The following is a 22,951-nucleotide window of genomic DNA, read 5'->3' as shown; positions in this document are numbered from 1 at the left end:
GCCGCGAACGATCCCTCGAAACCGAAACGTCTCATGCCCGAAACACCCGTCTTCTCGTCCGCCGCCGTCGCCGCGCCTCACCGCCTCGCCGCGGAAACCGGGCAGATCGTCCTCGCGCAGGGCGGCAACGCGATCGAGGCGATGGTGGCCATGGCCGCGACCATCGCAGTGGTCTATCCGCATATGAACGGGATCGGGGGCGACGGGTTCTGGCTGGTGCGCGAGCCGGGCGGCCGCGTGCGCGGCATCGAGGCTTGCGGACCCGCGGGCAGCCTCGCGACGATCGAGCGCTACCGAGCCAAAGACTACGACGTCCTGCCGTCGCGCGGCCCCGATGCCGCGATCACGGTCGCAGGCACGATCGGCGGCTGGCGGCTTGCCCTGGATCTCTCCCGGGCACTGGGCGGTCGTCTGCCGCTGGAGACGCTTCTCGCCGACGCCGTGCGGCACGCGAGGGAGGGCTGTCCGGTCTCGCCCTCGGAAGAGCGCTACGTGCCGAAGGAACTCGACACGCTCCACGATGCCCCGAATTTCGCCGCCACCTATCTCGACGGCGGCAAACCTTACGAGGCCGGCAGCATCCGGCGGCAATCGAAGCTCGCGGCGACGCTGGAACAGCTCGCGCATGCCGGGCTCGACGACTTCTACCGCGGCGATGTCGGCCGCGAGATCGCCGCAGATCTGGAACGGCTCGGCGCCCCAGTCACGCGTGCCGACCTCGCCGGCTATTCGGCCAAGGAGCGCGTCCCCGTTTCGCTGAGGCGGCGCGGGGCCACGCTCTACAATTTCCCACCGCCGACGCAGGGGCTGGCGGCGCTGATGATCCTCGGCATCCTCGACCGGCTCGACGTGAAGGCACCGGAGAGCACGGCCTATTATCATGCGCTGATCGAGGCGACGAAGCGCGCCTTCACCGTCCGCGACCGCGTCGTCACCGATTTCGACCGCCTGAAGGCCGACCCGGCGAGCTTCCTGACGCCCGAATACCTCGCCCGCGAGACGGGGGCGATCGCAATGGACCGTGCCGGTCCCTTCCCCTCGAAGAAGACCGGCGACGGCGACACCGTCTGGATGGGTGCGATCGATGCCAGCGGCATGGCCGTGTCCTTCATCCAGTCGGTCTATTGGGAATACGGGTCGGGCACCGTGCTGCCGGCGACCGGCATCTGCTGGCAGAATCGCGGCATGTCGTTCTCGCTCGATCCGAAGGCCGTGAATCCGCTGGAGCCGGGCCGTCGCCCGTTCCACACGCTGATCCCGGCCATCGCCGCCTTCGCCGACGGCCGCGTCATGTCCTATGGCAGCATGGGCGGCGACGGGCAGCCGCAATTCCAGGCCCAGATCTTTTCGCGATACGCCGATTACGGCATGGCGCCGGCCGACGCGGTCGACGCCCCTCGCCTGCTCTTCGGCCGGACCTGGGGGGCAGAGTCGCTCAGCGTGAAGGTCGAGGATCGCTTCGATCCGGGCTGCATCGCGGCTTTGCGCAACATGGGGCACGACATCGAGGAAGTCGGCGGTGCGTATATGGACTCCCTCGGCCATGCCGGAATGCTGATCCGCCATCCGAGTAACGGCCGGATCGAGGCGACGCACGACCCGCGTTCAGATGGCGGTGCGGCTGGGCTCTGATCGCTTCGTCGCGCCGTTGAAGCCCAGGGCAGATCGACCGAGATAAGTCGGCACCCCTGAGCCGAACCGACCGGAGCCCCTGCCGTGGCGCATTTCATCAACGAGCGCTCCGGCCTCGTCACCGACGCCATCGATGGGCTGCTGGCCGCGAGCGGGGGCACCCTCGCGCGGCTCGACGGATATCCCGAGATCCGCGTCGTGCTGCGCGCCGAGCTGGACCCGGGAAAGGTCGCCGTGATCTCGGGCGGCGGTTCCGGCCACGAGCCGGCCCATGCAGGCTTCGTCGGACCCGGGATGCTGAGCGCCGCCATCTGCGGCGACGTCTTCGCCTCGCCCTCGGTCGATGCCGTGCTCGCGGGCATCCTCGCAGCGACCGGGCCTGCGGGCTGCCTGCTCGTCGTGAAGAACTATGCCGGCGACCGGCTGAATTTCGGCCTCGCCGCCGAGCGGGCCCGCGCCGCCGGGATCAAGGTCGAGACCGTGCTCGTCGCCGACGACATCGCCCTGCCCGACGCCGCGCAGCCGCGCGGCATTGCCGGGACGCTCTTCGTACACAAGATCGCCGGGCATGCGGCCGTCACGGACGCATCGCTCGACGCGGTGGCGGCCATCGCCCGCCGCACGGCCGGTGCCGTGCAATCCCTCGGCATTGCCGTCTCGACCGCGACGATCCCCGGCTCCAGTCCGGAGCAGCGCCTCGCGGAGGGCGAGGCCGAACTCGGCCTCGGCATCCATGGCGAACCGGGCATCGAGCGGATCACGCTGCCCAAGGCGGCGGCCCTGGCCCGGCAGATGACGGAGCGTTTCTCCGGAACCGTCGCGGCCTCGCAGCGGCTCGCGCTCCTCGTCAACAATCTCGGCTCGGCGACGGCACTGGAGATGCAGATCCTGACGAAAGCGGTGCTCGACACGCCACTCGGCGCCCGGGTGGCGCTCGTGCTCGGACCTGCGCCAGCAATGACGGCGCTCGACATGCACGGCGTTTCGCTTTCCTTCCTCGCCCTCGACGACGAACTCGAAGCGGCGTTGCTCGCGCAGACGGATGTTCCGGCGTGGCCCCGTGCGCGGCCGGTCGCCGCGCCGCTGGTGCGAGCGCTGCCCGATGGTCTGCGCGGAGCCCCCGAGCCGACGCCCTCGCACGATGCGGCCGCGGCCGGTGCCGTAACCGCGGTCTGCGAAGCCCTGATCGGAGCCGAGGCCAGCCTCAATGCTCTCGATGCAAAGGTCGGAGACGGCGATACCGGCTCGACCTTCGCCGGAGGAGCGCGTGCCGTGCTCGGCGATCTCGACCGGTTGCCCCAGGCCGATGCCGCCGCCCTGTGCCGGGCACTCGGCGAGCGTCTGGGCCGTGCGGCCGGCGGGTCGAGCGGTGTGCTGATGTCGATTTTCTTCGCAGCAGCCGGCTCCGCCCTGTCGGACGGGGTATCTTGGCCGACGGCTCTCGCCCGCGGCGTAGAGCGCGTGCGCGACTACGGCGGTGCCGGCCCCGGCGACCGCACGATGCTCGACGCGCTGATCCCCGCCGTCGAAGCGTTGGAGACCGGCGGCCTCGAAGCGGCGGCGCGGGCTGCGCGCGACGGAGCCGCGGCGACGGCGAGCATGCAGCGGGCCGGAACCGGGCGCTCCAGCTACCTCGCCGCCTCCGACCTCGCCGGTCACGAGGATCCGGGCGCCGTCGCGGTGGCGATCGCCTTCGAAGCGCTGGCAGGCCTGCCGAGGGGAGCACCCAAGTGACCGAGCAGAATCGCGATCAGATCGAATACTGGAACGGCGAGGTCGGCCAACGCTGGGCGGCCCGGCACGCAGCCCTGGACGCAGTCTTCAAGCCGCTGACGGATGCCCTGTTCAAGCGAGCCGCTTTGAACCCCGGAGAGCGCGTGCTCGACATCGGCTGCGGCGCCGGAAAAACGGCTCTGCGAGCGGCACGGACCGTGACCGAAAGCGGCCGCGTCCTTGCCGCCGACCTCTCGGCGCCGCTGCTCGCGGTCGCCCGTCAACGCGCCGCACGCGAACCGGCGAGCACCGCGCCCATCGAATGGATCGAGGCCGATGCGCAGAGCCATGATTTTGGGCAGGGTGCCTTCCATCATGCACTGTCACGCTTCGGCGTAATGTTCTTCGACGATACCGAAGCGGCGTTCGACAATATCGGTCGCGCGCTCGGGTCGGGTGGTCGGCTGACGTTCCTGTGCTGGCGGGCGCTCGAGGAGAATGCCTGGGTGCGGGTGCCTCGGGAGGTCGTGTTGCCGCTCGTGCCGGGCTGCGAACCGATGGCGCCCGATGCGCCGGGCCCGTTCCGCTTTGCCGATCCCCGCGCGGTGCTGCCGATCCTCGATGCTGCCGGGTATCGCGACATCAGCTGCGACCCCATCGATCGAACCCTGACGATCGGCCATTCCGTCGATGGATCGGCGAAAGAGGCGGTCGACGCCGCGACCGACATCGTGGTCGATCTCGGGCCGGTCGCTCGTTTGCTGCGCGACCGCGATGCGGACCTTCGCGAAAGCGCACGAGCCACCGTCGCCGAAACGCTCGAACACCATGTCCGGGACGGCGCCGTGCGGCTCGGAGCAGCCTGCTGGCTGATTTCGGCCACACGTCGATAGGCACTATTGTGCATAAAATTAGCCCTGCATCTTGCATGCCAGACGCATCACCGGCTTAATCCTGCATTAATCGGCGAGCCTACCGGATCGGGCAGCCGAGCTGGCATACCCCTTGCTGATCATTCCTCGCCAGGAGTGAATGATGAATACAAGTAGCAAGACACGGTGGATCCAGCTCGCGCTCGGGCTTCTCGTCATGATGACGATCTCGAGTCCGCAATACGTCTGGACCCTCTTCGTCAAACCCTTCCAGGCGACCACCGGCGCCGGTCTTCCGGCCGTCCAGGTGACGTTCACGCTCCTGATCGTCCTGCAGACCTTCTTCTCGCCGGCCCAGGGCTGGCTGATCGACCGGTTCAGCGCCAAGGGTATGATCGCGTTCGGCGCGGCGCTCAGCGGCGCAGGCTGGGCCGCAGCTTCGCAGATCGACTCGCTCTACGGCCTTTATGCCACTTACGGCGTGCTCTGCGGCCTCGGCACCGGCATCGTCTATGTCGGCATCATCGGCCTGATGGTGCGCTGGTTCCCCGACCGTCGCGGCTTCGCCGCCGGCATCGTCGCGGCTGGCTACGGCATGGGTGCGATCGCCACCACCTTCCCGATTACCGACATGATCGCCGCCTCGGGCTACCGGCACACGCTGCTCGTGTTCGGTGCGATCCTCGGCGTGATCGGCTTCGTCGCGGCCCTCGGCCTGCGCCAGCCCAAGCCCGGCGAGATCCCTGAAATCTCGGCCGACAAGGTCGCCAGCGCCGCAAAGGACGTCGCGCCTGCCGTCATGCTGAAGACGCCGCTGTTCTGGCTGATGTTCGCGATGATGGCGATGATGTCGACGGGCGGCCTCATGGTCGTGGCGCAGTTCGCCGCCTTCGCAAAGGAGTTCGGTGTCGCCGACGCCCTGGTCTTCGGCTTCGCGGCCCTACCCTTCGCGCTCACCTTCGACCGCATCACCAACGGCCTGACGCGACCGTTCTTCGGCTGGGTCTCCGACAATATCGGCCGCGAGAACACCATGGCGATCGCCTTCGCCCTGGAGGCCTGCGCCATCGCCCTGCTGCTGGTCTACCGCGAGAACGCCTATGCCTTCGCCCTGCTCTCGGGCGTGGTGTTCTTTGCGTGGGGCGAGATCTTCTCGCTGTTCCCCTCGACCCTGACCGACACATTCGGGACCAAGCACGCCACGACGAACTACGGCTTCCTCTACATGGCGCAGGGTGTCGGCTCGCTGCTCGGTGGGCCGTTCGCTGCGATGATCCACGACTCGGCGGGAAGCTGGGTGCCGGTGTTCTGCATCGCCATCGGCCTCGACCTGGTCACCGCAACCCTCGCCTGGTTCGTGCTCAAGCCGGCGCGGCGGGCCTATCTCGGAAGGCCGATGACGGCCGGTTCGAGCCTGGCAGCGCCGCTCGCGGCGAAGCCGGCTGCCGTCTGACGGCAGCCAGTCCCGACTCGCCAATCCTGAATGGCACGAGTAACCGGGGTCGTTCCGCGACCCCGGTTTTTTCATGCCCGCCACCCAGGATCCGATCCTCCTATGAGCGAGCCGCTCTCTCCGCGGGAGGCGCGGCCCTGGCTGACCGTCATCGGCATCGGTGAGGATGGCCGCGCCGGGCTCTCGCCCGCGGCCTCCGCCGCGCTCGACGCCGCAGAGGCCGTCTGGGGCGGCCGCAGGCACCTGGCGCTGGCAGAGCCACTGACAGCCGAGACGCATGTCTGGCCGAGCCCGATCGGCGACGCCTATCCCGCGATCCTGGCCCGGCGCGGGCAGCCCACTTGCCTGCTCGCTACCGGCGACCCCTTCCATTACGGCATCGGCGCCGAGATCGCCCGGCTGGTGCCGCCGGCGGAGATCCGCGCCTATCCGCAACCCTCCGCCTTCAGCCTCGCAGCCGCCCGCCTCGGCTGGCCGCTCGCCGAGACGGACTGCCTGACGCTGCACGGGCGCGCCCTCACCCGCATCGTCCCCGCCCTTCAGCCCGGGGCGCGACTGCTCGTGCTGTCCTGGGACGGCACCACGCCGGCCGCGGTCGCCTCGCTGCTCGTGGAGCGCGGCTTTTCCCGGTCCCGCCTCACCGTGCTCGAGGCGATGGGCGGCCCGCGCGAGCGGATCATCTCCGGCGAGGCCGCCGGCTTTCCGCAGCAGGACATCGACCCGCTCAACACGCTGGCCATCGAAGTGGTGGCCGAGCCCGGTGCGCGGGTGCTGCCCCTCGCAACCGGCCTCGACGACACCTTTTTCGAGAATGACGGGCAGCTCACCAAGGCCGAGATCCGGGCCGTGACGCTCTCGGCCTTGAAGCCGTTCGCGGGTGCGCTGCTCTGGGATGTCGGGGCCGGGGCCGGCTCGATCTCCATCGAATGGTGTCTGCGCCATCCGGCCAACCGGGCGCTCGCCATCGAAGCACGGTCCGAGCGAGCCGAGCGCATCACCCGCAACGCCGCCAACCTCGGCGTGCCGGAGCGCGTGAGCCTCATCGAAGGCGCGGCGCCGACAGCCCTCGCCGGTCTTCCTGTGCCCGACGCGATCTTCGTCGGCGGCGGCGTCTCACATCCAGGCCTCCTCGCCGCATGCCGCGCCGCCCTGCATGCCGGCGGCCGTCTCGTCGCCAACGCGGTCACGCTCGAAGGCGAGGCCGCGTTGCTAGCGGCCTTCGGCGAGACAGGCGGCGACTTGCGACGCCTCTCCGTCGCAAAGGCCTCGTCCGTCGGTGGCCTCACCGGATGGCGTCAGGCGATGCCGGTGACGCAATGGGCCTGGACGAAGCCGTGAGCCGGCCGCCGCGCGAGATCGTCGCCGGGGTCGGCTTCCGGCACGCGACGCAGGCAGACGAGATCGTCATGCTGGTGCGCGAGGGGCTCGCGGCGGCTGGCCATGCGCCGGACCGGCTGCTCGCCCTGGCCACGGCCGAGGACCGCGCCGGAGAATCCCCGCTTCGCGAAGCGGCCGACGCGCTCGGTTGTCCAGTGATCGGCGTTTCGCCGGAAGCCCTGCGCGCGGTGGATGCGTGCGTACCGACCCGCTCGGCACGGATGGAGGCCGAGCGCGGCATCGGCTCGCTCGCCGAAGCAGCGGCCCTGGCCGGAGCCGGAGCGGGGGCCGTCCTGATCCTGCCCCGCATCGCCAGCGCCGGTGCGACCCTCGCGCTCGCCGGCGTTTCCGCCTAGAGCGAGATCGAGCCGCCCCGCGGCGTGCGGCGCGCTCACCGTCGTCCGAGCCATACGATCGATCCCTCATGACCGTCCATTTCGTCGGAGCCGGACCTGGTGCAGCCGATCTCGTCACGGTGCGGGGGCGCGACCTCATCGTCGCCTGCCCGGTCTGTCTGCATGCCGGCTCGCTGGTCGCGCCGGAGATCCTGTCCTGGTGTCCGGAGGGCGCGCGGATCGTCGACACCGCTCCGCTCGATCTCGACGCCATCGTTGCGGAGATGGTCGCCGCCCACGCAGCCGGGCTCGACGTCGTGCGGCTGCATTCCGGCGACCTCTCGGTCTGGAGCGCGCTGGCCGAGCAGACCCGCCGGCTCGATGCCCTCGGCATCCCCTATACGGTGACGCCGGGCGTACCCTCGTTCTCGGCGGCAGCGGCGCTGCTGCGGCGCGAGTTGACAGTGCCGGGCCTGACCCAGTCCGTCGTGCTCACGCGGACCTCCGGCCGCGCCAGCGCGATGCCCGAGCGCGAAACGCTGGCTGCGTTCGCCGCCACCGGCGCGACCCTGGCGCTGCACCTCTCGATCCACGTCATCGACAGGCTCGTGCCGGAGCTGATCCCGTTCTACGGCGCCGACTGCCCCGCGGCCGTGGTGTTTCGCGGAACCTGGCCCGACGAGCAGGTGCTCACAGGCACGCTCGCGACGATCGCCGAGGCGGTGGCCGAAGCCCGGCTGGAGCGGACGGCGCTGATCTTGGTTGGTCGTGCCCTCGAACCCGAGAACTTTCGGGAGTCTGCGCTCTACTCCGCCGGCTACGATCGCCGCTTCCGCCCCGGCTTCGGAGCCGCCGCGCGCGGAGACGACGCGTGAGCGCCCGCGGGCTGGTCGTCGCCGCGCCGCGATCGAGCTCCGGCAAGACGACCGTGACGCTGGCGCTTCTGACGGCCCTGCGCCGACGCGGCGTCGCGGTTCGCGGCGCGAAATGCGGGCCAGACTACATCGATCCGGCCTTCCACGAGGCCGCCACCGGCCATCCCAGCATCAACCTCGACAGCTTCGCGATGCCGGATGCGTTGCTCGACACTGCCGCCGCGCTGGCTGGCCAGGATGCCGACCTCGTCGTCGCCGAAGGGTCGATGGGTCTGCATGACGGAATCGTCGCCCGCGAGGGCCGGACCGGCGCCAATGCCGACATCGCCGCTCGCTACGGCTGGCCGGTGCTGCTGGTGCTCGACGTGTCCGGCGCGGCGCAATCGGCGGCGGCCGTCGCGCTCGGCTGCGCGCGCTACGATCCCCGCATCCAGGTCGCAGGCGTGGTGCTCAACAAGGTCGCGAGCCCGCGCCACCGCAGGCTCGTCGAGGCGGGGCTCACCCGCATCGGCATTCCCGTGCTCGGCGTGATGATGCGCGATGCCGGTCTGATCCTGCCGGAGCGCCATCTCGGTCTGGTCCAGGCCGGCGAGACGGCGGATCTGCTGGAGCGCCTCGAACGGCTGGCCGATCTCGGCGAATCCTCCCTCGACCTCGACGCCATCGTCGCCTTGGCGGGTGGCGGCGTTCCGGAAGGAACGGGCACCCTGCCCTGGCCGCCCGGGCAGCGGATCGCCGTTGCGCAGGACGCTGCATTCTCGTTCCTCTACCCGCACCTCGTCGCGGGCTGGCGCGCGGCCGGCGCCGAACTCGTGCCGTTCTCGCCGCTCGCCGACGAGCCCCCCCCGGCCGATTGCGACACCTGCTGGCTGCCCGGCGGCTATCCAGAGCTGCATGCCGGCCGCATCGCCGCGGCGACGCGGTTCCTCGACGGTCTGCGCGTCTTCGCCGAAACGAGGCCGGTCCACGGCGAGTGCGGCGGCTACATGGTGCTCGGGCAAAGCCTCGAGGATGCCGACGGCACGGCTCACGCGATGGCCGGGCTGCTACCCGTCGCCACCTCCCACAAGGCACGCAAGCTCCATCTCGGCTACCGCGTCGCGACCCTGCTCGCAGATGGAATGCTCGGAAGCGCCGGCGCCCGGCTCGTCGGGCACGAATTCCACTACGCGGCCGAACTGACGCAACCGCCCGGCCCAGAGGAGGCACTGGCGAGTGTCACCGATGCGGAAGGCGTTGTGCTGGGATGTGCCGGCCACCGGCGCGGCCGGGTCAGCGGCAGCTTCTTCCACCTGATCGCGGGGCAGACGCGCCGAGCATCCGCCTCGGATTAGGCGTCAGGCGTCGAGCTGGATCTCGGCGGGCTTCGCCTTCTTGTCCATGCGCGCGGCGGTGCGCACGATGGCGAGGAGATCGCGGCGCAGGTCGTCGTCCTCGATCGAGGCGTAGGCGCGCAGCACCTCGATCGCACCCTGCGCCGAGAGAAAGCCAAACACGTCCGGGGAGCGGCCCTGGAGTTCGTTGGGTGCGTCGTCATCCTCGAAGAAGGCGGCGACCGGGACTTCGAGCAGGCGGGCGATCTCGCGCAGACGGCCGGCGCCGACGCGGTTCTGGCCCTTCTCGTATTTCTGGACCTGCTGGAAGGTCACACCCACGGCCGTGCCGAGCGCCGTCTGGCTCAGCCCGCGCGCCTTGCGCAACGCCGTGATCCGCAAGCCGACCAGGCGGTCGACGTCCGTCGTCTGTTTGGGCATCTGTGTTCAGACCGGTCCTGCCGAAAGGGTCGTGCGCATCTCGAGGACCACCGAGGACGCACAAGAACGAGCGGGCTGCCTCACCCGACGGCCGTCACAAGCCGGCCATTCTCCCCTCTATTCGGACTCAACCGGAACTTGCCGTCTGCGGATCAGCCTGACCCGAGACGGATCGGGAGGGTTCACCACCGGCGGTAGCAATATCCAGCCTGTCGCGGTCGATCGCCGCGGGTGGAGCTTCACCATGAAATGTATACGAGATGCAACCCTTGAATAATGAACTCAATCGACATGATCGCCGCGCTTGCTGCTCATTCGGCGCATGGCTGGCGGCGCTGGACCGGATTACTTAGAAGGACCGCAGACCACGCCGCGCGCTTCTCCGGTTCACGCCGGGTCGTGGACGACCAACCGGTCAAAAGGACACCTCATGTTCATCGCCATGAACCGCTTCAAGGTCGTGAAGGACGCGACCCAGGACTTCGAGCAGGTCTGGCTCGGGCGGGACAGCCACCTCAAGGAGATGGACGGCTTCGTCGAATTCCACCTGCTGCGCGGGCCGGAGGCGGAGGACCACGTCCTCTACGCGTCGCATACGATCTGGCGCTCGAAATCGGATTTCGAGGCGTGGACTCGGTCCGAGCAGTTCCGCAAGGCGCATGGCCGCGTGCCCGGCACCAAGCCCCTCTATCTCGGCCACCCGCAATTCGAGGGGTTCGAGGCTGTCGAAGGCTCAGCCACGCGGAGCGCCACGGCGGCCTGAACGAGTTCCTAGGGTACCGACGGCTTGCTCCGGTCGGGCTGGATGGCGGCACGCGATCGTCGCGGCCGCCGATACCCTGTGTCTAAGTATTCTTCACGCGGGCACGGCTGCGCGGATGCTGTGTTTGCCGCGGACAAAGTTGATGTATTTTTAATATAGACATCCCCCGACACTGTCCGAGTCCCGACAACGCAAATCGACGCCCGAGGCCTGCAGCATGAGCTGCGAGGCGTCTGGCGATGTGCGCGCCCGCATGGCGCGCCGGTTTTCGTTCACGTGGCGCGGAGAGAGAAGCGGCAAGCGGGTTGGGTGGGCCCGGTTGCAGTGAAGCGTGAGGGACGGTCCGTTTTTTCGCGGCTCGTCACTCGGCAACGACGAGCCTCTTCGCGGGGGCTCGGAGATTGCTCTGAGCGAGGCAGATCCGGAATTCGAGGCGGCAACGTTTCGTTTCGGGACACTTGCCCGGTTCACCGCGAAACAACGCGAGCACCATGTACCAGGACCGCCTCACTGGACCGTTTCGCAGCCTCCCCAAGGAGAGCGCGAGCAGCCGTGCCGTTTGGACGGCGATCATGCCGCGCCGCGGGCGCGCCGCCTTCCGCCTCTCGATCTCGGCTGCTCTCGCCCTCGCCGACCTGCTGGCGATCATGGCCCTCGGCCTCGCGATCGAGGTCGCGTATTACTACACCTACACGAGCGAGCTGCTGCCGCTGAGACAGAGCCTGAGCCTGCAGCTCGGCGCCTTGGTCAGCACCATCGTGCTCGTCACGAACCTCGTGCGCGAGGAATACAGCATCGAGAACTACCTCTCGCGCTCGGCCCATCTGCGGCGGACGGCGACGTTGTGGCTGATGGCCTGGGCGACCGCCCTGGTGATCGGCTTCGCGACCAAGACCACGAACGACTTCTCCCGCGTCATCTCGGTAGTGTTCTTCGTGGCCGGCCTGCCGGCGGTGCTGATCGTGCGCGCCACCATGGTGGAAGTGGTGCGCCGCGCCGTGACCCCGGCCTCGGCCTCGGTCAGCCGCATCCATCTCGTCGGCTACGAGGAGGACATCGCGCGGTTCTACGAAAACAACAGCGCCAGCGATCTCGGATTGCGTGTGATCGGCACGAGCTACCTGCGCCGGCCCGAACCGCAGGCGCATGCCGAGAGCTGTCAGGCTCTGCTGTCGGAAGATCTCGAGCTCGCCGTCTCGGTGGTGCGCTTCCTCAGGCCCGACGACGTCTTCGTGCTGGTGCCATGGGCCGAAACGGCGGATGTCGAGCGCTGCATCGACGCCTTCCTGCGCGTGCCGGCGGCCCTGCACCTGCGGCCCGGCGCCATGCTCGACCGCTTCCCCGACCTGCAGGTCGCCCGCGTGGGACGCCTGAACGGCCTAAACATCGGCCGGCGGCCGCTGACGCTCGGCGAGGTGCTGCTGAAGCGCTGCCTCGACCTGACCCTCGCGGTGATCGCGCTGATCATGATCGCGCCGCTGCTGATCGCGGTGGCCCTGTTGATCAAGCTCGACAGCCCCGGGCCGGTCTTCTTCCGGCAGCGCCGCTACGGCTTCAACCAGCAGGCCTTCGGTGTCTTCAAGTTCCGGAGCATGAAGGTGGAGAAGAACGCCGTCTTCAAGCAGGCGAGCCGGGTCGACAACCGTATCACCCGCGTCGGCGCCATGCTGCGCAAGACCAACATCGACGAGCTGCCGCAGCTCCTCAACGTGATCCGGGGCGAGATGTCGCTCGTCGGCCCCCGCCCCCATGCTCTGGCACACGACCGCAGCTTCGAGCGCCGCATCGCCCTCTACGCGCGGCGGCACAACGTGAAGCCCGGCATCACCGGCTGGGCCCAGGTCAACGGTTTTCGCGGGGAGACCCTGACGGATGCCGACATGGAGAAGCGCGTCCAGGCCGACCTCCACTACATCGACAACTGGTCGATCTGGCTCGACATCAAGATCATGGTCCAGACCGTGATTTCGCCTCGGGCCTACCGGAACGCGTTCTGAGCGCGCCACTCTGCGCCCTCTTCCCGGACACCTGCAACGAACCGCAAGGTGATCCGGGAAAAGGCCGAGCCGCACCGGCAGCTTCGAGGCTCCGATCGGCGCGGCGACGATCAGGCCGCCGCCGGCAAACGCTGGCTACGCAGCCAAGCCGCGATCCGGGTGAGATCGGCCTGACCGAGTCCGTGTCCCGCCGGCAGGACCGCGTGCTCGACCTCGGCGCCCGCTTGGTGCAACTGGTCGGCGAGACGACGAGCATTCTCCTCCGGTACGATCGGGTCAGCCATGCCGGAGAGCAGCAGTACCGGCTTTCCAGCGAGATCGACCGCGGGCGGCGTGGCGAGCGGCACCATCGCACGCAGCAGCACCGCACCGGCCAGCACTTCTGGCCGCAGCATCAGCATGGCGGCCGCGATGTTGGCGCCGTTCGAGAAGCCGATGGCGATGGGCGCTGGAAGGTCGTAGGCGGCCCGCGCCCCCTCCACGAAATCAGCGAGTTCGCCGGTACGCTGGCGCAGATCGGCCTCGTCGAACACGCCCTCGGCCAGCCGCCGGAAAAAGCGCGGCATACCGTTCTCCAGAACCCGGCCCCGAGGCGACACCAGGGCCGCGCCCGGTGCCAGCGATCGGCCGAGCGGCAGCAGATCGGTCTCGTCGCCGCCGGTGCCGTGCAAGAGCAGCAAAGGCGGCTGCCCGGCATCCGTGCCCGGCTCGAAGCGGTGGATGAAGGAGAGGTTTGTTTCGTTCGACATGGCCATCTTCCGAAAGAGAAGGAGAGACCCCGTCCCACCGGGGACGGGGTCTCGGATCAGGCGACCTTCGGCAGCACGTCCTCGATCTGTGCGCGATGCGCTTCGAGGAAGGGCGGCAGCTTGAGGGCGCGGCCCAGCGCCTCCACAGGCTCGTCCACCGCGAAGCCGGGACCATCGGTAGCGATCTCGAACAGCACGCCGCCCGGCTCGCGGAAGTAGATCGAGCGGAAGTACTGGCGATCGCGCTGCTCGGTGACCGCGAGCCCGTGCGTCTCGGTCAGAGCCTTCGCCATCGCTTCCTGCGCCGCATCGTCCGCGGCCCGGAAGGCGATGTGGTGGACGGATCCCGCCCCGGGCCGGCCGCTGAGGAAGCCGCCGACCGCCCTGAGCGTCACGAATCCGCCCTGCGAAACGCCGCTCGCGAAGCGGATGCTGGAGCCTTCCCGCGCGGTCTCGTGGAAGCCGAGGACGCCGGTGAGGATCGCCGCCGTCTTCTCGGCCGCGCCGAGGAGCAGCGTCACGCCGTGGAAGCCACGAATGGCGTGCTCGGCCGGGACATCGCCGCCGGCATAGGCACCCTCCCCCTCATCCTCGGCGCCGACCAGCGCCAGCATCATGCCGTCGGGATCGCGGAAGCGCAGCACCGGCTCGCCGAAGACATGCGTCGGCGCCTCGTGAGCTACACCCTTCTCGACGAGGCGATGCGTCCACCAGCCGATCGAGGCGCGCGGCACCCGGAAGGCGGTCTCCTGAGTCTCCCCAATCCCGACCCGGCCGGGGGCCGCATGGTCGAAGGGAAAGAAGGTCAGGATCGTGCCAGGCCGACCAGTCTCGTCGCCGTAATACAGGTGGTAGGTGCCGGGATCGTCGAAATTGACCGTCTTCTTCACAAGCCGCAGGCCGAGAACCTGCGTGTAGAAGTCGAGGTTGCGCTGGGCCGAACCAGCATAGGCCGTGACGTGATGGATGCCGTGCTCGGACATGGCCGGATCTCCTGTCGTCGGTGCCGAAGGGCGCCGTTCGTCGATGAGGACAATCTGGGCCTTGCGAGCTGGGTTGAAAATGGAAACAATGGAAATGCATCGTTTCTGATTGCAGGCTCATGGCACTTCCGGATTTCGAGGCCTGGGCGATCTTTGCGAGGGTTGCCGAGACTGGCTCGATCAGCCGGGCCGCAGAAGAGCTTGGGCTCGCCAAAGGCACCGTGTCCAAGGCGCTGGGCCGTTTGGAGACGCGGATCGGCGCTCGTCTCTTTCATCGGACCTCGCGCCGGCTCGCCCTGACCGAGGCCGGGCATGCGGCCCGGCACGGTGCCGTGCGCATCCTGGCGGAGGGCGAGGCCCTCGAAGCCGAGGCCAGCGCCGCCGCGAGTCTGCCGCGCGGACTGGTGCGGCTCGCCGCGCCGATGTCGTTCGGGCTGCTTCACGTCGCGCCGCTGCTGCCGGACATGCTCGCGCAACTGCCCGAGGTCTCGGTCGATCTTCATCTCAGCGATGCGCTAGTCGACCTCGTCGGCGGCGGTTTCGACATCGGCCTGCGGATCGCGGCGCTCGCCGACTCCTCGCTGCGCGCGCGGCGCCTCTGCACGGTCGGCCGCTCCCTGGTGGCGAGCCCCGCCTATCTCGATCGAAACGGGCGCCCGGTGCATCCTCGCGAGCTCGCCGGGCATGCCTGCCTCGGATACGCATACCTGCCGACGCCCGACCGCTGGCACTTCACCGGACCGGACGGGGTCGAGACCGTCGTCGTGCCGGAAGGGCGGTTGCGCGCCAACAATGCCGACGCCCTCGCCCCGGCACTGCTGGCCGGGCTCGGCGTTGCGGTGCAGCCCGATTTCATGACCTGGGACGACCTGGCTGCCAGACGGCTGGAGCGCGTGCTGGCAGAGTGGTCGCTGCCGCCCATCGCCCTCCACCTCGTCACGCCGCCCGGCGAGCCGCGCCCGGCCCGCGTCACCGCCGTCATCGATGCGCTGGCGCGGGCGTTCTCCGAGGCGGCTTGGTCGCGAAAGGCGCGCGCCTAGAGCAGCCTGCCGAAAATAGGCGACGGTTTTTCATCCGAAGCGGGTTCTCGCGCCTTGGACCGATCCGAGAACACGCCTCGGGTGGGCCTTCCCGGCCCGGCTTTCGGGCGCCGATGAAGTGGCAACCGCGACGTCCGGCGGCAACCGAGTGCGTCCCGGGACAACCTGAACGATATGCGCCCGAAAGATCGTTCGATTTCAGACGCTTCCTTCCGCCGGCTCACAAACCAGTCGCCTTCGCCGGCCATTTCGCTATGCGGCACAGGTATCGCTGCGGCAGCGACGAAACCTCGGTGCGCGGGGACGTCGCCGATTGCAGGCGTTCAATGCTCGTCGGTGTCCGCGGCCAACGTGACTTACAAGAACAATCTGCTCTCCATCCTTGCCGAAGCCGACGCCGCATGGCTCCGCGAGTACCTCGAGCCAGTCGAGTTGCCGCTGGGCACCGTGATCACCGAGCCGGATCAGTCGATCACGCACGCCTATTTCATCGAGGAAGGCTTGTGCTCGGTGGTGTCCCGCCAAATCGGCGGAGGCCGCGTCGAGATCGGCCTGTTCGGGCGTGATGGCGTCTCCGGAACCGCGCTGCTGCTCGGGGCGGACCGCATCCCGCACGAGATCTTCATGCAGGTCGCCGGGCGCGGGCACCGTGTCTCCGCGGCAGTCTTCCAGCGCGCCGCGGAGCGCAGCAGGGACTTTCGCGACCTGCTGCTGCGCTACACTCAGACCTTCCTGATCCAGACCGCACAGACCGCGCTCGCCAACGCGGCGGCGCCGGCCGAGGAGCGTCTGGCCCGGTGGCTGCTGATGTATCACGACCGGCAGGACGGCGACGACCTCTCGGTGACGCACGACTTCCTCTCAATGATGCTCGGCGTGCGCCGGCCGACCGTGACGGTGGCGATCCACGTCCTGGAGGGCGCAGGCCTGATCCGGGCACGGCGCGGACGCGTGACGGTGCTCGAGCGGCGCCGTCTCGAAGAGGCGGCAGGCGAGAGCTACGGCACGGCCGAGGCGGAATATGAACGGTTGGTCGGCCCGCTTCGACGGTGTCCGCCGGCTCCCTACGACAGCACGTTCGCGTAGGGGATCTCGGCGACCACCGCGCCGGTCTCGTCCGTCACCACGAAGACGTCGCGCCGCCATCGGCGCGGCGGCCCGTAGACATGCGGCAGGCGCAGCATGTCGCGCAGGATCTCTGCAACGAGCGCCTCGGCCGCGGCCATGTCGGGCAACTCGTCTCCCTCCTCGTCGCGGATGAGCACCTGCCCCCGCCTCGTGTTGAGGAAGTATCGCGGCAGTTCACCCCTCCTCCAGCAGCCTTTCGTACTCGGCCTCGGCACCCCCGTAGGAGCCCTCGGCAAGTTCGAGGAGCTTACCCCGGTCGAGAACCGTGATCCGCCCGCGCTGAGCACGGATCATGCCGGCCCCCTCGAGCATGTGGGTCGCCGTCGTCACGCCGGGCCGGCGCACGCCGAGCATCAAAGAGAGGAACTCGTGCGTGAGCGGCAGATCGTCCCGGCCGAGGCGATCCTGCGTCATCACGATCCAGCGCGCGAGCCGCGCCTCAATGTTGAAATCCGCGTTGGCGCAGACTGTCTGACCGACTTGAACGATCAGGCTCTGGGCGTAGCGGCCGAGAACACCGCGAAGAGTCCGGCTGCTGTTCAGGGCCTCGTCCAGCACAGGGGCTGGTATCGCGAGCGCCCGGCCCTCGGCCTGGACCAGGGCGACGTGCGGCGATCGACGCGTCCCGAGTACGATGGGCAAGCCGACCATGCCCTCGAACCCGACGATGCCGATCTCCACGCGGTTTGCACCCGGACGCACCGTGTCCGCCAGCAGCGAGATCAGCCCGCTCTCGATGAAATAGGCGTGGCCGAGCGGTTGGTTCGCTTCGGTGAGGTGATGGCCGAGCGTCAGTGAAACCTGCTCGAACGCAGGCGCAAGAAGCCCGAAATCATTCGGTCCGAGTACACGCAGAAGCCTGTTACGGAGGCTGGTTTGCTGCTGCTGAGACAAGTAATTCCTTGCAGATAGAAGCGTAAATCAACAGCTCACATACTGTGCGATTTCGTACACTATGACGAGCCGGGTGCTCATCGTGAAAGAGTCAGCCAAAACCGGCTGGGCATCGACTGTACGCTTCAAGACATAAGATCAGCGGAGCCTACCCGTTCAGCTTTCAAGCTCTACGATTCAGCAAAGAATTGTCACGCTAAATCATCGGAGGAGGCTGACTGAACGAGCGTTGGGACATCGAGGACGGCTGTTCGGCCGTCGGTCTGCGAGCCGCAGCCGATCCCAGCCCTTCGTTCGGTCGCCGTCGTCGGCAGCGCCTCCTCATCGCAATACGGGGATCCCGCCATGACCCTCACGCTCGAAGCACCTCTCGCCGGCGACGAATCGGCGCGACCGGAGCAACCAGTCGAATCGTCGGGTGTTCCGGAGCTCATCCGACGGCATCTCGAATCCGTCCTTGACCAGACCTTCTGGCCGCTCGATGCCTCGGAAAGCGATGACGGCGAGCGCCGGTTCACCGATCTGCTGGCGCGGCTCGGGCGGGCCCTGACCGCCCAGGAAGCGCGCGATGCACGCGCTTTCCACGACGATTTCCTGGCTTTCATGCCGAACATGCGGCGCTTCGCGCTCTCGCTGACCAAGGACAGGGTGCGCGCCGACGACCTCGTGCAGGACACTTTGCTGAAGGCCTGGCGCTCCCGCGCTCGCTACACCGCCGGCACCAATCTCGGCGCCTGGCTGTTCACGATCATGCGCAACGTCTTCTACTCGAACTACCGCAAGTCCTCCCGCGAGGTGACCATGAGCCCGGGCGACGAGGGCGGCCGTCTTGTCTCGATCCCCGAACAGCCCGGCCGGCTCGACCTCCAGGACATGGCGATCGCGCTCACCAAGCTGCCCGATGCGATGCGCCAAGCCCTGGTGCTCGTCGCCATCGAGAACCTGTCCTACGAGGAAGCCGCCGTGGTGATGAACTGCAAGATCGGCACGGTGAAGAGCCGGGTCTGGCGGGCGCGTGAGCAGATCGCGGGCCTGCTCGGCCTCGACATGGACGAGATCGGTGCCGACCGCGTCACCATGTCGGTGGTGAATGGCGCAGGCGTCGTTGCGGCCTCCTGACAGGCCGTGACCGTCTGGAGCGTACCTCGAAAACGTGGCAACGGTCTGCCGCGTACAGGTCGCCCTCATCCTCGAACCAATCGCCGCGCAACGTGATCCACAGGGTCGTTAATGCCCTCGCAGCCGCCTCTTCCCTTCGCCGAGATCAGGGCTCGCGCCTATGAACTCTGGGACCGGAACCACCGGCCGGAGGGCAGCGAGATCACGTTCTGGCTGTTGGCCGAGCGCGAGCTTCGGGCCGAGCGGGCGGCGCAGGTGTCCTCCGATCCCGACGTTACGGAACCGGACGTCGCGGCGAAGCCCAACTCCGAGAAGTCGTAGGGAGGGGTCGGGCCTGCTCAGGCCTGGACGGCCACGCCGTATTACTTCGAAACGCTGGGCATTCCCGTCGAGGTCAGCAGGGTCGGGAAATGCTGCAGCACCTGGAAGATCTGGCAGCCCGCGAAGGACAGCAGGTTCTAGACGATCTTGAGCTACGTCGGCACGCTCGCGGCCGCCGCTCTTGTCGTTGAGGAAGATCGTGGCGCTTCATCTTTGCGGTAGCGCAACTCGAAACCATCGCGCTTCGCATAAGACCCCCGAACTATTGGCTCGATCGTGAACCGCCACCTTTGCGTGATGGCCTGAGATGCGACAGCAGACTCTCCACCGCGAGCCGACGGGTGCCGAAGCGGCCGCCATCGCTGATGGAACCGGCATGGATCTCCATGGCGTGGATGAGACGACCGCGATCGAGCGCACCATCGTCGATCAGTTCTTCAAGGATGACGGCGATGACGGCAGAGGTCTGTGCGGCCGTCTCGGCAGCCTGACCATGAAATTCGGCAAATGTCTCGGAAGTGTTGGTCAGGAAATGTCCAAAACGCAATTCGAGATCAAGAAGACGCGACTCGACGTCGTTACTCATTCGATACTGTTCCCGCGAGGCATCCGGCGACCGCCTCTCCAATGGGCAGCATTCGCAAATCTCAGCGAGCCTCCCGCGAGTCTTAGCCGATCAACCGGCCCTCGATCTAGCAATGGCTACGATTATTAAGCCAAATTTCTACGCAGAAATTCAAATGTTAAAAAGCATATGCAGGCGGGAGGTGATCAGAAAATAACCTTCCTACGAGTGCCCTACGTAGTTGAGGGCGATCGCGTTCGCGCCAAGACACTGTCTGAGATCATCGACGCAGTGAGGCGCTTCGACGCGGCCAGAGCAGATCGCCCGGCCCGACGGAGCGCCCAACTCATCCGTCTACGAGAAAGCGCAGTGCAGTTCAGCCCGGGCACCGATGAGTATCGTTCCGGTCGCGGTACATCCGGCGAGCGGCGGCACCGGGAGCCGCCGACTATCTCGCCGCAGGGCGAGTGACGCTCACCGAGCCGTGTGTCCGTCGCGCTTGCGGCAGGCGCCGCATTCGCCCTCGACTTCGATGATCCGGCTCGTCGGCGTGAAGCCGGCCTCCGTGACAGCGCGGTCGAGCTGAGATTCGATGGCCGGCGAGGTCAGTTCGTCGATGCCGCCGCAGCTGCGACAGATCAGGAAGAGCAGGCCGTCGCGCTCGCCGTGATCGTGGCCGCAGGAGACGAAGGCGTTGCGGCTGGCGATGCGGTGGACGAGGCCGTGCTCGGTGAGGAAATCGAGCGCCCGGTAGACGGAGACTGCCGCAACGCGCTTGCCCCCGCCACTTAGACGCTCCGCGATGTCGTAAGCGCCCATCGGCTTCGATTCCGCGGCGATCGTCTCCAGCACGTCGCGGCGCAGACGCGTGAACTGGAGGTCGCGCTCGCGGCAGAGCCGCTCGGCGCGCCCCAGCACGTCCTCATGACTGGCATGGTCATGCGCATGACCGGCAGCGTGATCGTGCATCCTCAGCGATCCTTCGCCGCCGTGAAACGCGGGCATCCGCCCGGCGGCCGATTGAAATCCAGCCCTGTTATATCGTATCAGCCGCGTTGGAGAGTAGGCGCTCGGCCGTCTTCCAGCAACGACGATCCGGGCCGCCGTGCCGGCCATCCCATCCCTTCGCTCGGACGGCCCTTGACCGGGATGCCCATGACCCGTCGTCCCGACACCACCCTCGCCGGCGGCTCCCTGTTCCGGGCCGGGATCGGGCTGCGGCTCGCCGGAGCGCTCGGGCTCTGCGCCCTGCTCTGGGCGGCCATCCTGTGGGCCAGCGCGTGAGCGACGCCATCCACATCCACTGCCTGACGCTCGGATACGACCGGCATCCGGCCGTCCACCATCTCGACGGCAGCATCGCGGCCGGCGACATGCTCGCGCTGGTCGGGCCGAATGGCGCCGGCAAGTCGACCCTGCTGAAGGGGCTCGTCGGCGAGATCCCGGTGCTCGACGGGCGTATCGAGCGTGGCACGTCGGCAGGCGCCGTCGCCTATCTTCCGCAGGCAACCGAGATCGACCGGAGCTTCCCGCTCTCGGTGCTCGATCTCGTCGCCATGGGCCTGTGGCGGCGGCTCGGCGCCTGGCGCAGCCTCCGGCGCGGGCGCGCCGCCTGCGAAGCGGCCATCGCTGCCGTCGGGCTGTCCGGCTTCGAGGCACGGCCGATCGGCACCCTCTCGGGCGGCCAGTTCCAGCGTGCGCTCTTCGCCCGGCTGATCGTCCAAGATGCGCGGGTGATCCTGCTCGACGAGCCGTTTACCGGGATTGACGCCCGGACCGTCGGCGACCTCATCGCGCTGATCAGCGGCTGGCACGAACAGGGCCGGACGGTGGTCGCGGCGCTGCACGATTTCGCGCAGGTCCGGGCGCATTTCCCGACGACGCTCTTGCTCGCCCGTGAGCCGATCGCCTGGGGTCCGACCTCGGCCGTTCTGACGCCCGACAACCTCGAACGCGCCCGCCAACTCTCGGAAGCCTGGGACGAGACCGCCGCGATCTGCCGGCACGACCACGAGGCCCACGATCATGGCCCGGACCATCATCGGGAACATGATCACGCTGCGCATGGCGCCCACGACCACCATCACGGCCACGGATCGCCCCGCGAGGCCGCCGAGTGATCGACGCCCTGCTGGCCGGGATCGTCGGCCCCTACGAATTCGGCTTCATGCGGCGCGCCCTGGTGGGCTGCCTCGCCCTGTCGCTCTCGGCGCCGCCGCTCGGCGTGTTCCTGATGCTGCGCCGGATGAGCCTGATGAGCGAGGCCATGAGCCACGCCATCCTGCCCGGCGCCGCAGCCGGCTTCCTCGTCGCCGGATTGTCGTTGCCGGCCATGACGTTAGGTGGTCTCGTCGCCGGCCTCGCGGTGGCGCTGATGGCCGGTTTCGTGACCCGTCAGACCGCGCTGAAGGAGGATGCGAGCCTCGCCGCCTTCTATCTGATCGCGCTCGCCGGCGGCGTTTTCCTCGTGTCTCTCAGGGGCTCGCAGGTCGACCTCCTGCACATTCTGTTCGGCAGCGTGCTCGCCCTCGACGACCCGGCGCTCTGGCTGATCGGCGGCGTCTCCACGGTGACCCTCCTCGCCCTCGCGCTGCTCTACCGCCCTCTGGTCATGGAGTGCGTCGACCCACTCTACCTCCGCACCGTCAGCCGATCGGGAGGGCCGGTGCACTATGCCTTCCTGGCCCTCGTGGTGATGAACCTCGTCGGCGGATTCCAGGCGCTCGGGACGCTCCTCGCCGTCGGCCTCATGCTGCTTCCCGCGATCACGGCGCGGTTCTGGGCCAGCGACCTGTCCGGCCTGATCCCGGTCTCGATGCTGGTCTCGGTGCTCGCCAGCGCGATCGGGCTAACCGTTTCCTACAACGCCGAAATCCGGCTACCCACCGGCCCTGCCATCGTGCTCTCGGCGGGGGCGCTGTACATCGTCTCGATGTTGATCGGCCCACGCGGCGGCCTTCTTCGGCGCCTGATCCGCAGGCACCATCTGGAGGCCTGACCTCAGAACAGGCGGCTGCCGTCAGGCACCGGCTGGTCGGGTCGAAATAATACGACGGCGCCGCTGTCATCTGCGAAGCCGACGGTCAGCGCCTCTGACAGGAACTTGCCGATCTGCCGTGGCGGAAAGTTCACGACTGCCGCCACTTGGCGTCCCACGAGGTCGTCCAGCGAATAATGCTCGGTGATCTGCGCGCTGGAGCGCTTGCGCCCGATTGACGGGCCGAAATCAATGGTGAGCTTCAGCGCGGGCTTGCGCGCCTCCGGAAAAGCCTGCGCCTCGACCACCGTGCCGATGCGGATATCGACCGCGAGGAAGGCGCCGAAATCGATCGTCGCCGCCGCTGGTTCGCTCGGTAGGTGGTTAAGATGCACCGCGAAAGG

At 68.2% G+C, this 22,951-nt stretch carries 25 protein-coding genes; 17 read left to right on the top strand and 8 right to left on the bottom strand.

Annotation, left to right across the window (positions count from 1 at the left end; all coding sequences use genetic code 11):
• Positions 1-33 precede the first annotated feature (33 nt).
• From GGR33_RS08350 to GGR33_RS08315, 8 genes are all read left to right on the top strand, one after another.
• Complete coding sequence (locus GGR33_RS08350; RefSeq protein WP_183503919.1) at positions 34-1,632, top strand: gamma-glutamyltransferase family protein; 1,599 nt, start codon at positions 34-36, stop codon at positions 1,630-1,632.
• 84 nt (positions 1,633-1,716) lie between these two features.
• Positions 1,717-3,366, top strand: a complete 1,650-nt coding sequence (locus GGR33_RS08345; protein ID WP_183503917.1) for a dihydroxyacetone kinase subunit DhaK — start codon at positions 1,717-1,719, stop codon at positions 3,364-3,366.
• The gene (locus tag GGR33_RS08340) at positions 3,363-4,238 is read left to right on the top strand and encodes a class I SAM-dependent methyltransferase (RefSeq protein ID WP_183503915.1); all 876 of its coding nucleotides are present in this window, start codon (positions 3,363-3,365) and stop codon (positions 4,236-4,238) included. Before GGR33_RS08345 ends, GGR33_RS08340 begins: the two co-directional genes overlap by 4 nt.
• A 139-nt stretch (positions 4,239-4,377) precedes the next feature.
• The gene (gene oxlT, locus GGR33_RS08335; protein ID WP_425488757.1) at positions 4,378-5,670 is read left to right on the top strand and encodes an oxalate/formate MFS antiporter; all 1,293 of its coding nucleotides are present in this window, start codon (positions 4,378-4,380) and stop codon (positions 5,668-5,670) included.
• Between the two features lie 102 nt (positions 5,671-5,772).
• On the top strand, positions 5,773-7,008 hold the full coding sequence (gene cbiE / locus GGR33_RS08330) for a precorrin-6y C5,15-methyltransferase (decarboxylating) subunit CbiE (RefSeq protein ID WP_183503913.1): 1,236 nt from the start codon (positions 5,773-5,775) through the stop codon (positions 7,006-7,008).
• Positions 7,005-7,403, top strand: a complete 399-nt coding sequence (locus GGR33_RS08325; RefSeq protein ID WP_425488756.1) for a cobalamin biosynthesis protein — start codon at positions 7,005-7,007, stop codon at positions 7,401-7,403. Before cbiE ends, GGR33_RS08325 begins: the two co-directional genes overlap by 4 nt.
• A 68-nt stretch (positions 7,404-7,471) precedes the next feature.
• Positions 7,472-8,257: a precorrin-4 C(11)-methyltransferase gene (gene cobM / locus GGR33_RS08320; RefSeq protein WP_183503909.1), complete on the top strand. Its 786-nt coding sequence runs from the start codon at positions 7,472-7,474 to the stop codon at positions 8,255-8,257.
• Entirely contained in the window at positions 8,254-9,591 is a 1,338-nt protein-coding gene (locus tag GGR33_RS08315; protein ID WP_183503907.1) for a cobyrinic acid a,c-diamide synthase CobB, read from the top strand. The genes cobM and GGR33_RS08315 overlap by 4 nt, the downstream gene beginning before the upstream one ends.
• A 3-nt stretch (positions 9,592-9,594) precedes the next feature.
• On the opposite strand, the gene GGR33_RS08310 is transcribed toward GGR33_RS08315, so the two are convergent.
• The gene (locus GGR33_RS08310) at positions 9,595-10,011 is read right to left on the bottom strand and encodes a helix-turn-helix domain-containing protein (protein ID WP_183503905.1); all 417 of its coding nucleotides are present in this window, start codon (positions 10,009-10,011) and stop codon (positions 9,595-9,597) included.
• A gap of 430 nt (positions 10,012-10,441) precedes the next feature.
• On the opposite strand from GGR33_RS08310, the gene hmuQ reads away from it, so the two are divergent.
• Together hmuQ and GGR33_RS08300 are read left to right on the top strand one after the other, a co-directional pair.
• On the top strand, positions 10,442-10,774 hold the full coding sequence (gene hmuQ / locus GGR33_RS08305; protein WP_183503904.1) for a heme-degrading protein HmuQ: 333 nt from the start codon (positions 10,442-10,444) through the stop codon (positions 10,772-10,774).
• Positions 10,775-11,265: 491 nt separating this feature from the next.
• Complete coding sequence (locus GGR33_RS08300) at positions 11,266-12,771, top strand: undecaprenyl-phosphate glucose phosphotransferase (protein ID WP_183503902.1); 1,506 nt, start codon at positions 11,266-11,268, stop codon at positions 12,769-12,771.
• Positions 12,772-12,881: 110 nt separating this feature from the next.
• On the opposite strand, the gene GGR33_RS08295 is transcribed toward GGR33_RS08300, so the two are convergent.
• On the bottom strand, positions 12,882-13,520 hold the full coding sequence (locus tag GGR33_RS08295; RefSeq protein ID WP_183503893.1) for an alpha/beta hydrolase: 639 nt from the start codon (positions 13,518-13,520) through the stop codon (positions 12,882-12,884).
• A gap of 56 nt (positions 13,521-13,576) precedes the next feature.
• Positions 13,577-14,503: a ring-cleaving dioxygenase gene (locus GGR33_RS08290; RefSeq protein ID WP_183503891.1), complete on the bottom strand. Its 927-nt coding sequence runs from the start codon at positions 14,501-14,503 to the stop codon at positions 13,577-13,579.
• Between the two features lie 119 nt (positions 14,504-14,622).
• On the opposite strand from GGR33_RS08290, the gene GGR33_RS08285 reads away from it, so the two are divergent.
• Both GGR33_RS08285 and GGR33_RS08280 read left to right on the top strand, forming a co-directional pair.
• Positions 14,623-15,543, top strand: a complete 921-nt coding sequence (locus GGR33_RS08285) for a LysR family transcriptional regulator (protein WP_183503889.1) — start codon at positions 14,623-14,625, stop codon at positions 15,541-15,543.
• A 336-nt stretch (positions 15,544-15,879) separates the two neighbouring features.
• Entirely contained in the window at positions 15,880-16,629 is a 750-nt protein-coding gene (locus GGR33_RS08280; protein WP_284210678.1) for a Crp/Fnr family transcriptional regulator, read from the top strand.
• On the opposite strand, the gene GGR33_RS08275 is transcribed toward GGR33_RS08280, so the two are convergent.
• Together GGR33_RS08275 and GGR33_RS08270 are read right to left on the bottom strand one after the other, a co-directional pair.
• Positions 16,608-16,808: a DUF6894 family protein gene (locus GGR33_RS08275; RefSeq protein WP_183503887.1), complete on the bottom strand. Its 201-nt coding sequence runs from the start codon at positions 16,806-16,808 to the stop codon at positions 16,608-16,610. The two genes, GGR33_RS08280 and GGR33_RS08275, sit on opposite strands and share 22 nt — an antisense overlap.
• A gap of 37 nt (positions 16,809-16,845) precedes the next feature.
• Complete coding sequence (locus tag GGR33_RS08270) at positions 16,846-17,565, bottom strand: Crp/Fnr family transcriptional regulator (protein ID WP_183503885.1); 720 nt, start codon at positions 17,563-17,565, stop codon at positions 16,846-16,848.
• 345 nt (positions 17,566-17,910) lie between these two features.
• On the opposite strand from GGR33_RS08270, the gene GGR33_RS08265 reads away from it, so the two are divergent.
• Both GGR33_RS08265 and GGR33_RS08260 read left to right on the top strand, forming a co-directional pair.
• Entirely contained in the window at positions 17,911-18,684 is a 774-nt protein-coding gene (locus GGR33_RS08265) for a sigma-70 family RNA polymerase sigma factor (RefSeq protein WP_183503883.1), read from the top strand.
• A 111-nt stretch (positions 18,685-18,795) separates the two neighbouring features.
• A complete protein-coding gene (locus tag GGR33_RS08260; protein WP_183503881.1) occupies positions 18,796-19,005 on the top strand; it encodes a DUF2934 domain-containing protein in 210 nt (69 codons plus the stop codon).
• Positions 19,006-19,267: 262 nt separating this feature from the next.
• Here the strand turns inward: GGR33_RS08260 and GGR33_RS08255 are convergent, their stop codons facing one another.
• Together GGR33_RS08255 and GGR33_RS08250 are read right to left on the bottom strand one after the other, a co-directional pair.
• On the bottom strand, positions 19,268-19,591 hold the full coding sequence (locus GGR33_RS08255; protein ID WP_183503879.1) for a hypothetical protein: 324 nt from the start codon (positions 19,589-19,591) through the stop codon (positions 19,268-19,270).
• Positions 19,592-20,044: 453 nt separating this feature from the next.
• A complete protein-coding gene (locus GGR33_RS08250; protein WP_183503877.1) occupies positions 20,045-20,539 on the bottom strand; it encodes a Fur family transcriptional regulator in 495 nt (164 codons plus the stop codon).
• A gap of 186 nt (positions 20,540-20,725) precedes the next feature.
• Here GGR33_RS08250 and GGR33_RS26230 point away from each other — a divergent pair, with 186 nt between their 5' ends.
• The 3 genes from GGR33_RS26230 to GGR33_RS08240 are packed head-to-tail and all read left to right on the top strand — an operon-like array spanning position 20,726 to position 22,568.
• Positions 20,726-20,854, top strand: coding sequence for a hypothetical protein (locus tag GGR33_RS26230; RefSeq protein ID WP_281381139.1), 129 nt, complete (start codon positions 20,726-20,728; stop codon positions 20,852-20,854).
• Entirely contained in the window at positions 20,851-21,690 is an 840-nt protein-coding gene (locus GGR33_RS08245) for a metal ABC transporter ATP-binding protein (RefSeq protein WP_284210674.1), read from the top strand. The genes GGR33_RS26230 and GGR33_RS08245 overlap by 4 nt, the downstream gene beginning before the upstream one ends.
• A 47-nt stretch (positions 21,691-21,737) precedes the next feature.
• Positions 21,738-22,568 carry a metal ABC transporter permease gene (locus GGR33_RS08240; protein ID WP_183504990.1) on the top strand — a complete coding sequence of 277 codons (831 nt, stop codon included), beginning with the start codon at positions 21,738-21,740 and terminating at the stop codon, positions 22,566-22,568.
• A 2-nt stretch (positions 22,569-22,570) separates the two neighbouring features.
• Here the strand turns inward: GGR33_RS08240 and GGR33_RS08235 are convergent, their stop codons facing one another.
• Positions 22,571-22,942: a tRNA-binding protein gene (locus GGR33_RS08235; protein WP_183503875.1), complete on the bottom strand. Its 372-nt coding sequence runs from the start codon at positions 22,940-22,942 to the stop codon at positions 22,571-22,573.
• Between the last annotated feature and the right edge of the window lie 9 nt (positions 22,943-22,951).

Origin of the sequence: Methylobacterium brachythecii, assembly GCF_014196345.1 — a bacterium.
GTDB classification, from domain to species: domain Bacteria; phylum Pseudomonadota; class Alphaproteobacteria; order Rhizobiales; family Beijerinckiaceae; genus Methylobacterium; species Methylobacterium brachythecii.
The sequence above is the reverse complement of the archived record's forward strand: the minus strand, read 5'-3'. Positions and strand labels throughout refer to the sequence as shown.

Coding starts and splice junctions, on each gene's coding strand:
- GGR33_RS08240 (WP_183504990.1), top strand. CDS start 21,738: ATGCGGCGCGCCCTGGTGGGCTGCCTCGCCCTGTCGCTCTCGGCGCCG.
- GGR33_RS08250 (WP_183503877.1), bottom strand. CDS start 20,539: ATGCACGATCACGCTGCCGGTCATGCGCATGACCATGCCAGTCATGAG.
- GGR33_RS26230 (WP_281381139.1), top strand. CDS start 20,726: ATGACCCGTCGTCCCGACACCACCCTCGCCGGCGGCTCCCTGTTCCGG.
- GGR33_RS08300 (WP_183503902.1), top strand. CDS start 11,266: ATGTACCAGGACCGCCTCACTGGACCGTTTCGCAGCCTCCCCAAGGAG.
- hmuQ (WP_183503904.1), top strand. CDS start 10,442: ATGTTCATCGCCATGAACCGCTTCAAGGTCGTGAAGGACGCGACCCAG.
- GGR33_RS08265 (WP_183503883.1), top strand. CDS start 17,911: ATGACCCTCACGCTCGAAGCACCTCTCGCCGGCGACGAATCGGCGCGA.
- cbiE (WP_183503913.1), top strand. CDS start 5,773: ATGAGCGAGCCGCTCTCTCCGCGGGAGGCGCGGCCCTGGCTGACCGTC.
- GGR33_RS08260 (WP_183503881.1), top strand. CDS start 18,796: ATGCCCTCGCAGCCGCCTCTTCCCTTCGCCGAGATCAGGGCTCGCGCC.
- GGR33_RS08290 (WP_183503891.1), bottom strand. CDS start 14,503: ATGTCCGAGCACGGCATCCATCACGTCACGGCCTATGCTGGTTCGGCC.
- GGR33_RS08285 (WP_183503889.1), top strand. CDS start 14,623: ATGGCACTTCCGGATTTCGAGGCCTGGGCGATCTTTGCGAGGGTTGCC.
- GGR33_RS08350 (WP_183503919.1), top strand. CDS start 34: ATGCCCGAAACACCCGTCTTCTCGTCCGCCGCCGTCGCCGCGCCTCAC.
- cobM (WP_183503909.1), top strand. CDS start 7,472: ATGACCGTCCATTTCGTCGGAGCCGGACCTGGTGCAGCCGATCTCGTC.
- oxlT (WP_425488757.1), top strand. CDS start 4,378: ATGATGAATACAAGTAGCAAGACACGGTGGATCCAGCTCGCGCTCGGG.
- GGR33_RS08255 (WP_183503879.1), bottom strand. CDS start 19,591: ATGAGTAACGACGTCGAGTCGCGTCTTCTTGATCTCGAATTGCGTTTT.
- GGR33_RS08310 (WP_183503905.1), bottom strand. CDS start 10,011: ATGCCCAAACAGACGACGGACGTCGACCGCCTGGTCGGCTTGCGGATC.
- GGR33_RS08295 (WP_183503893.1), bottom strand. CDS start 13,520: ATGTCGAACGAAACAAACCTCTCCTTCATCCACCGCTTCGAGCCGGGC.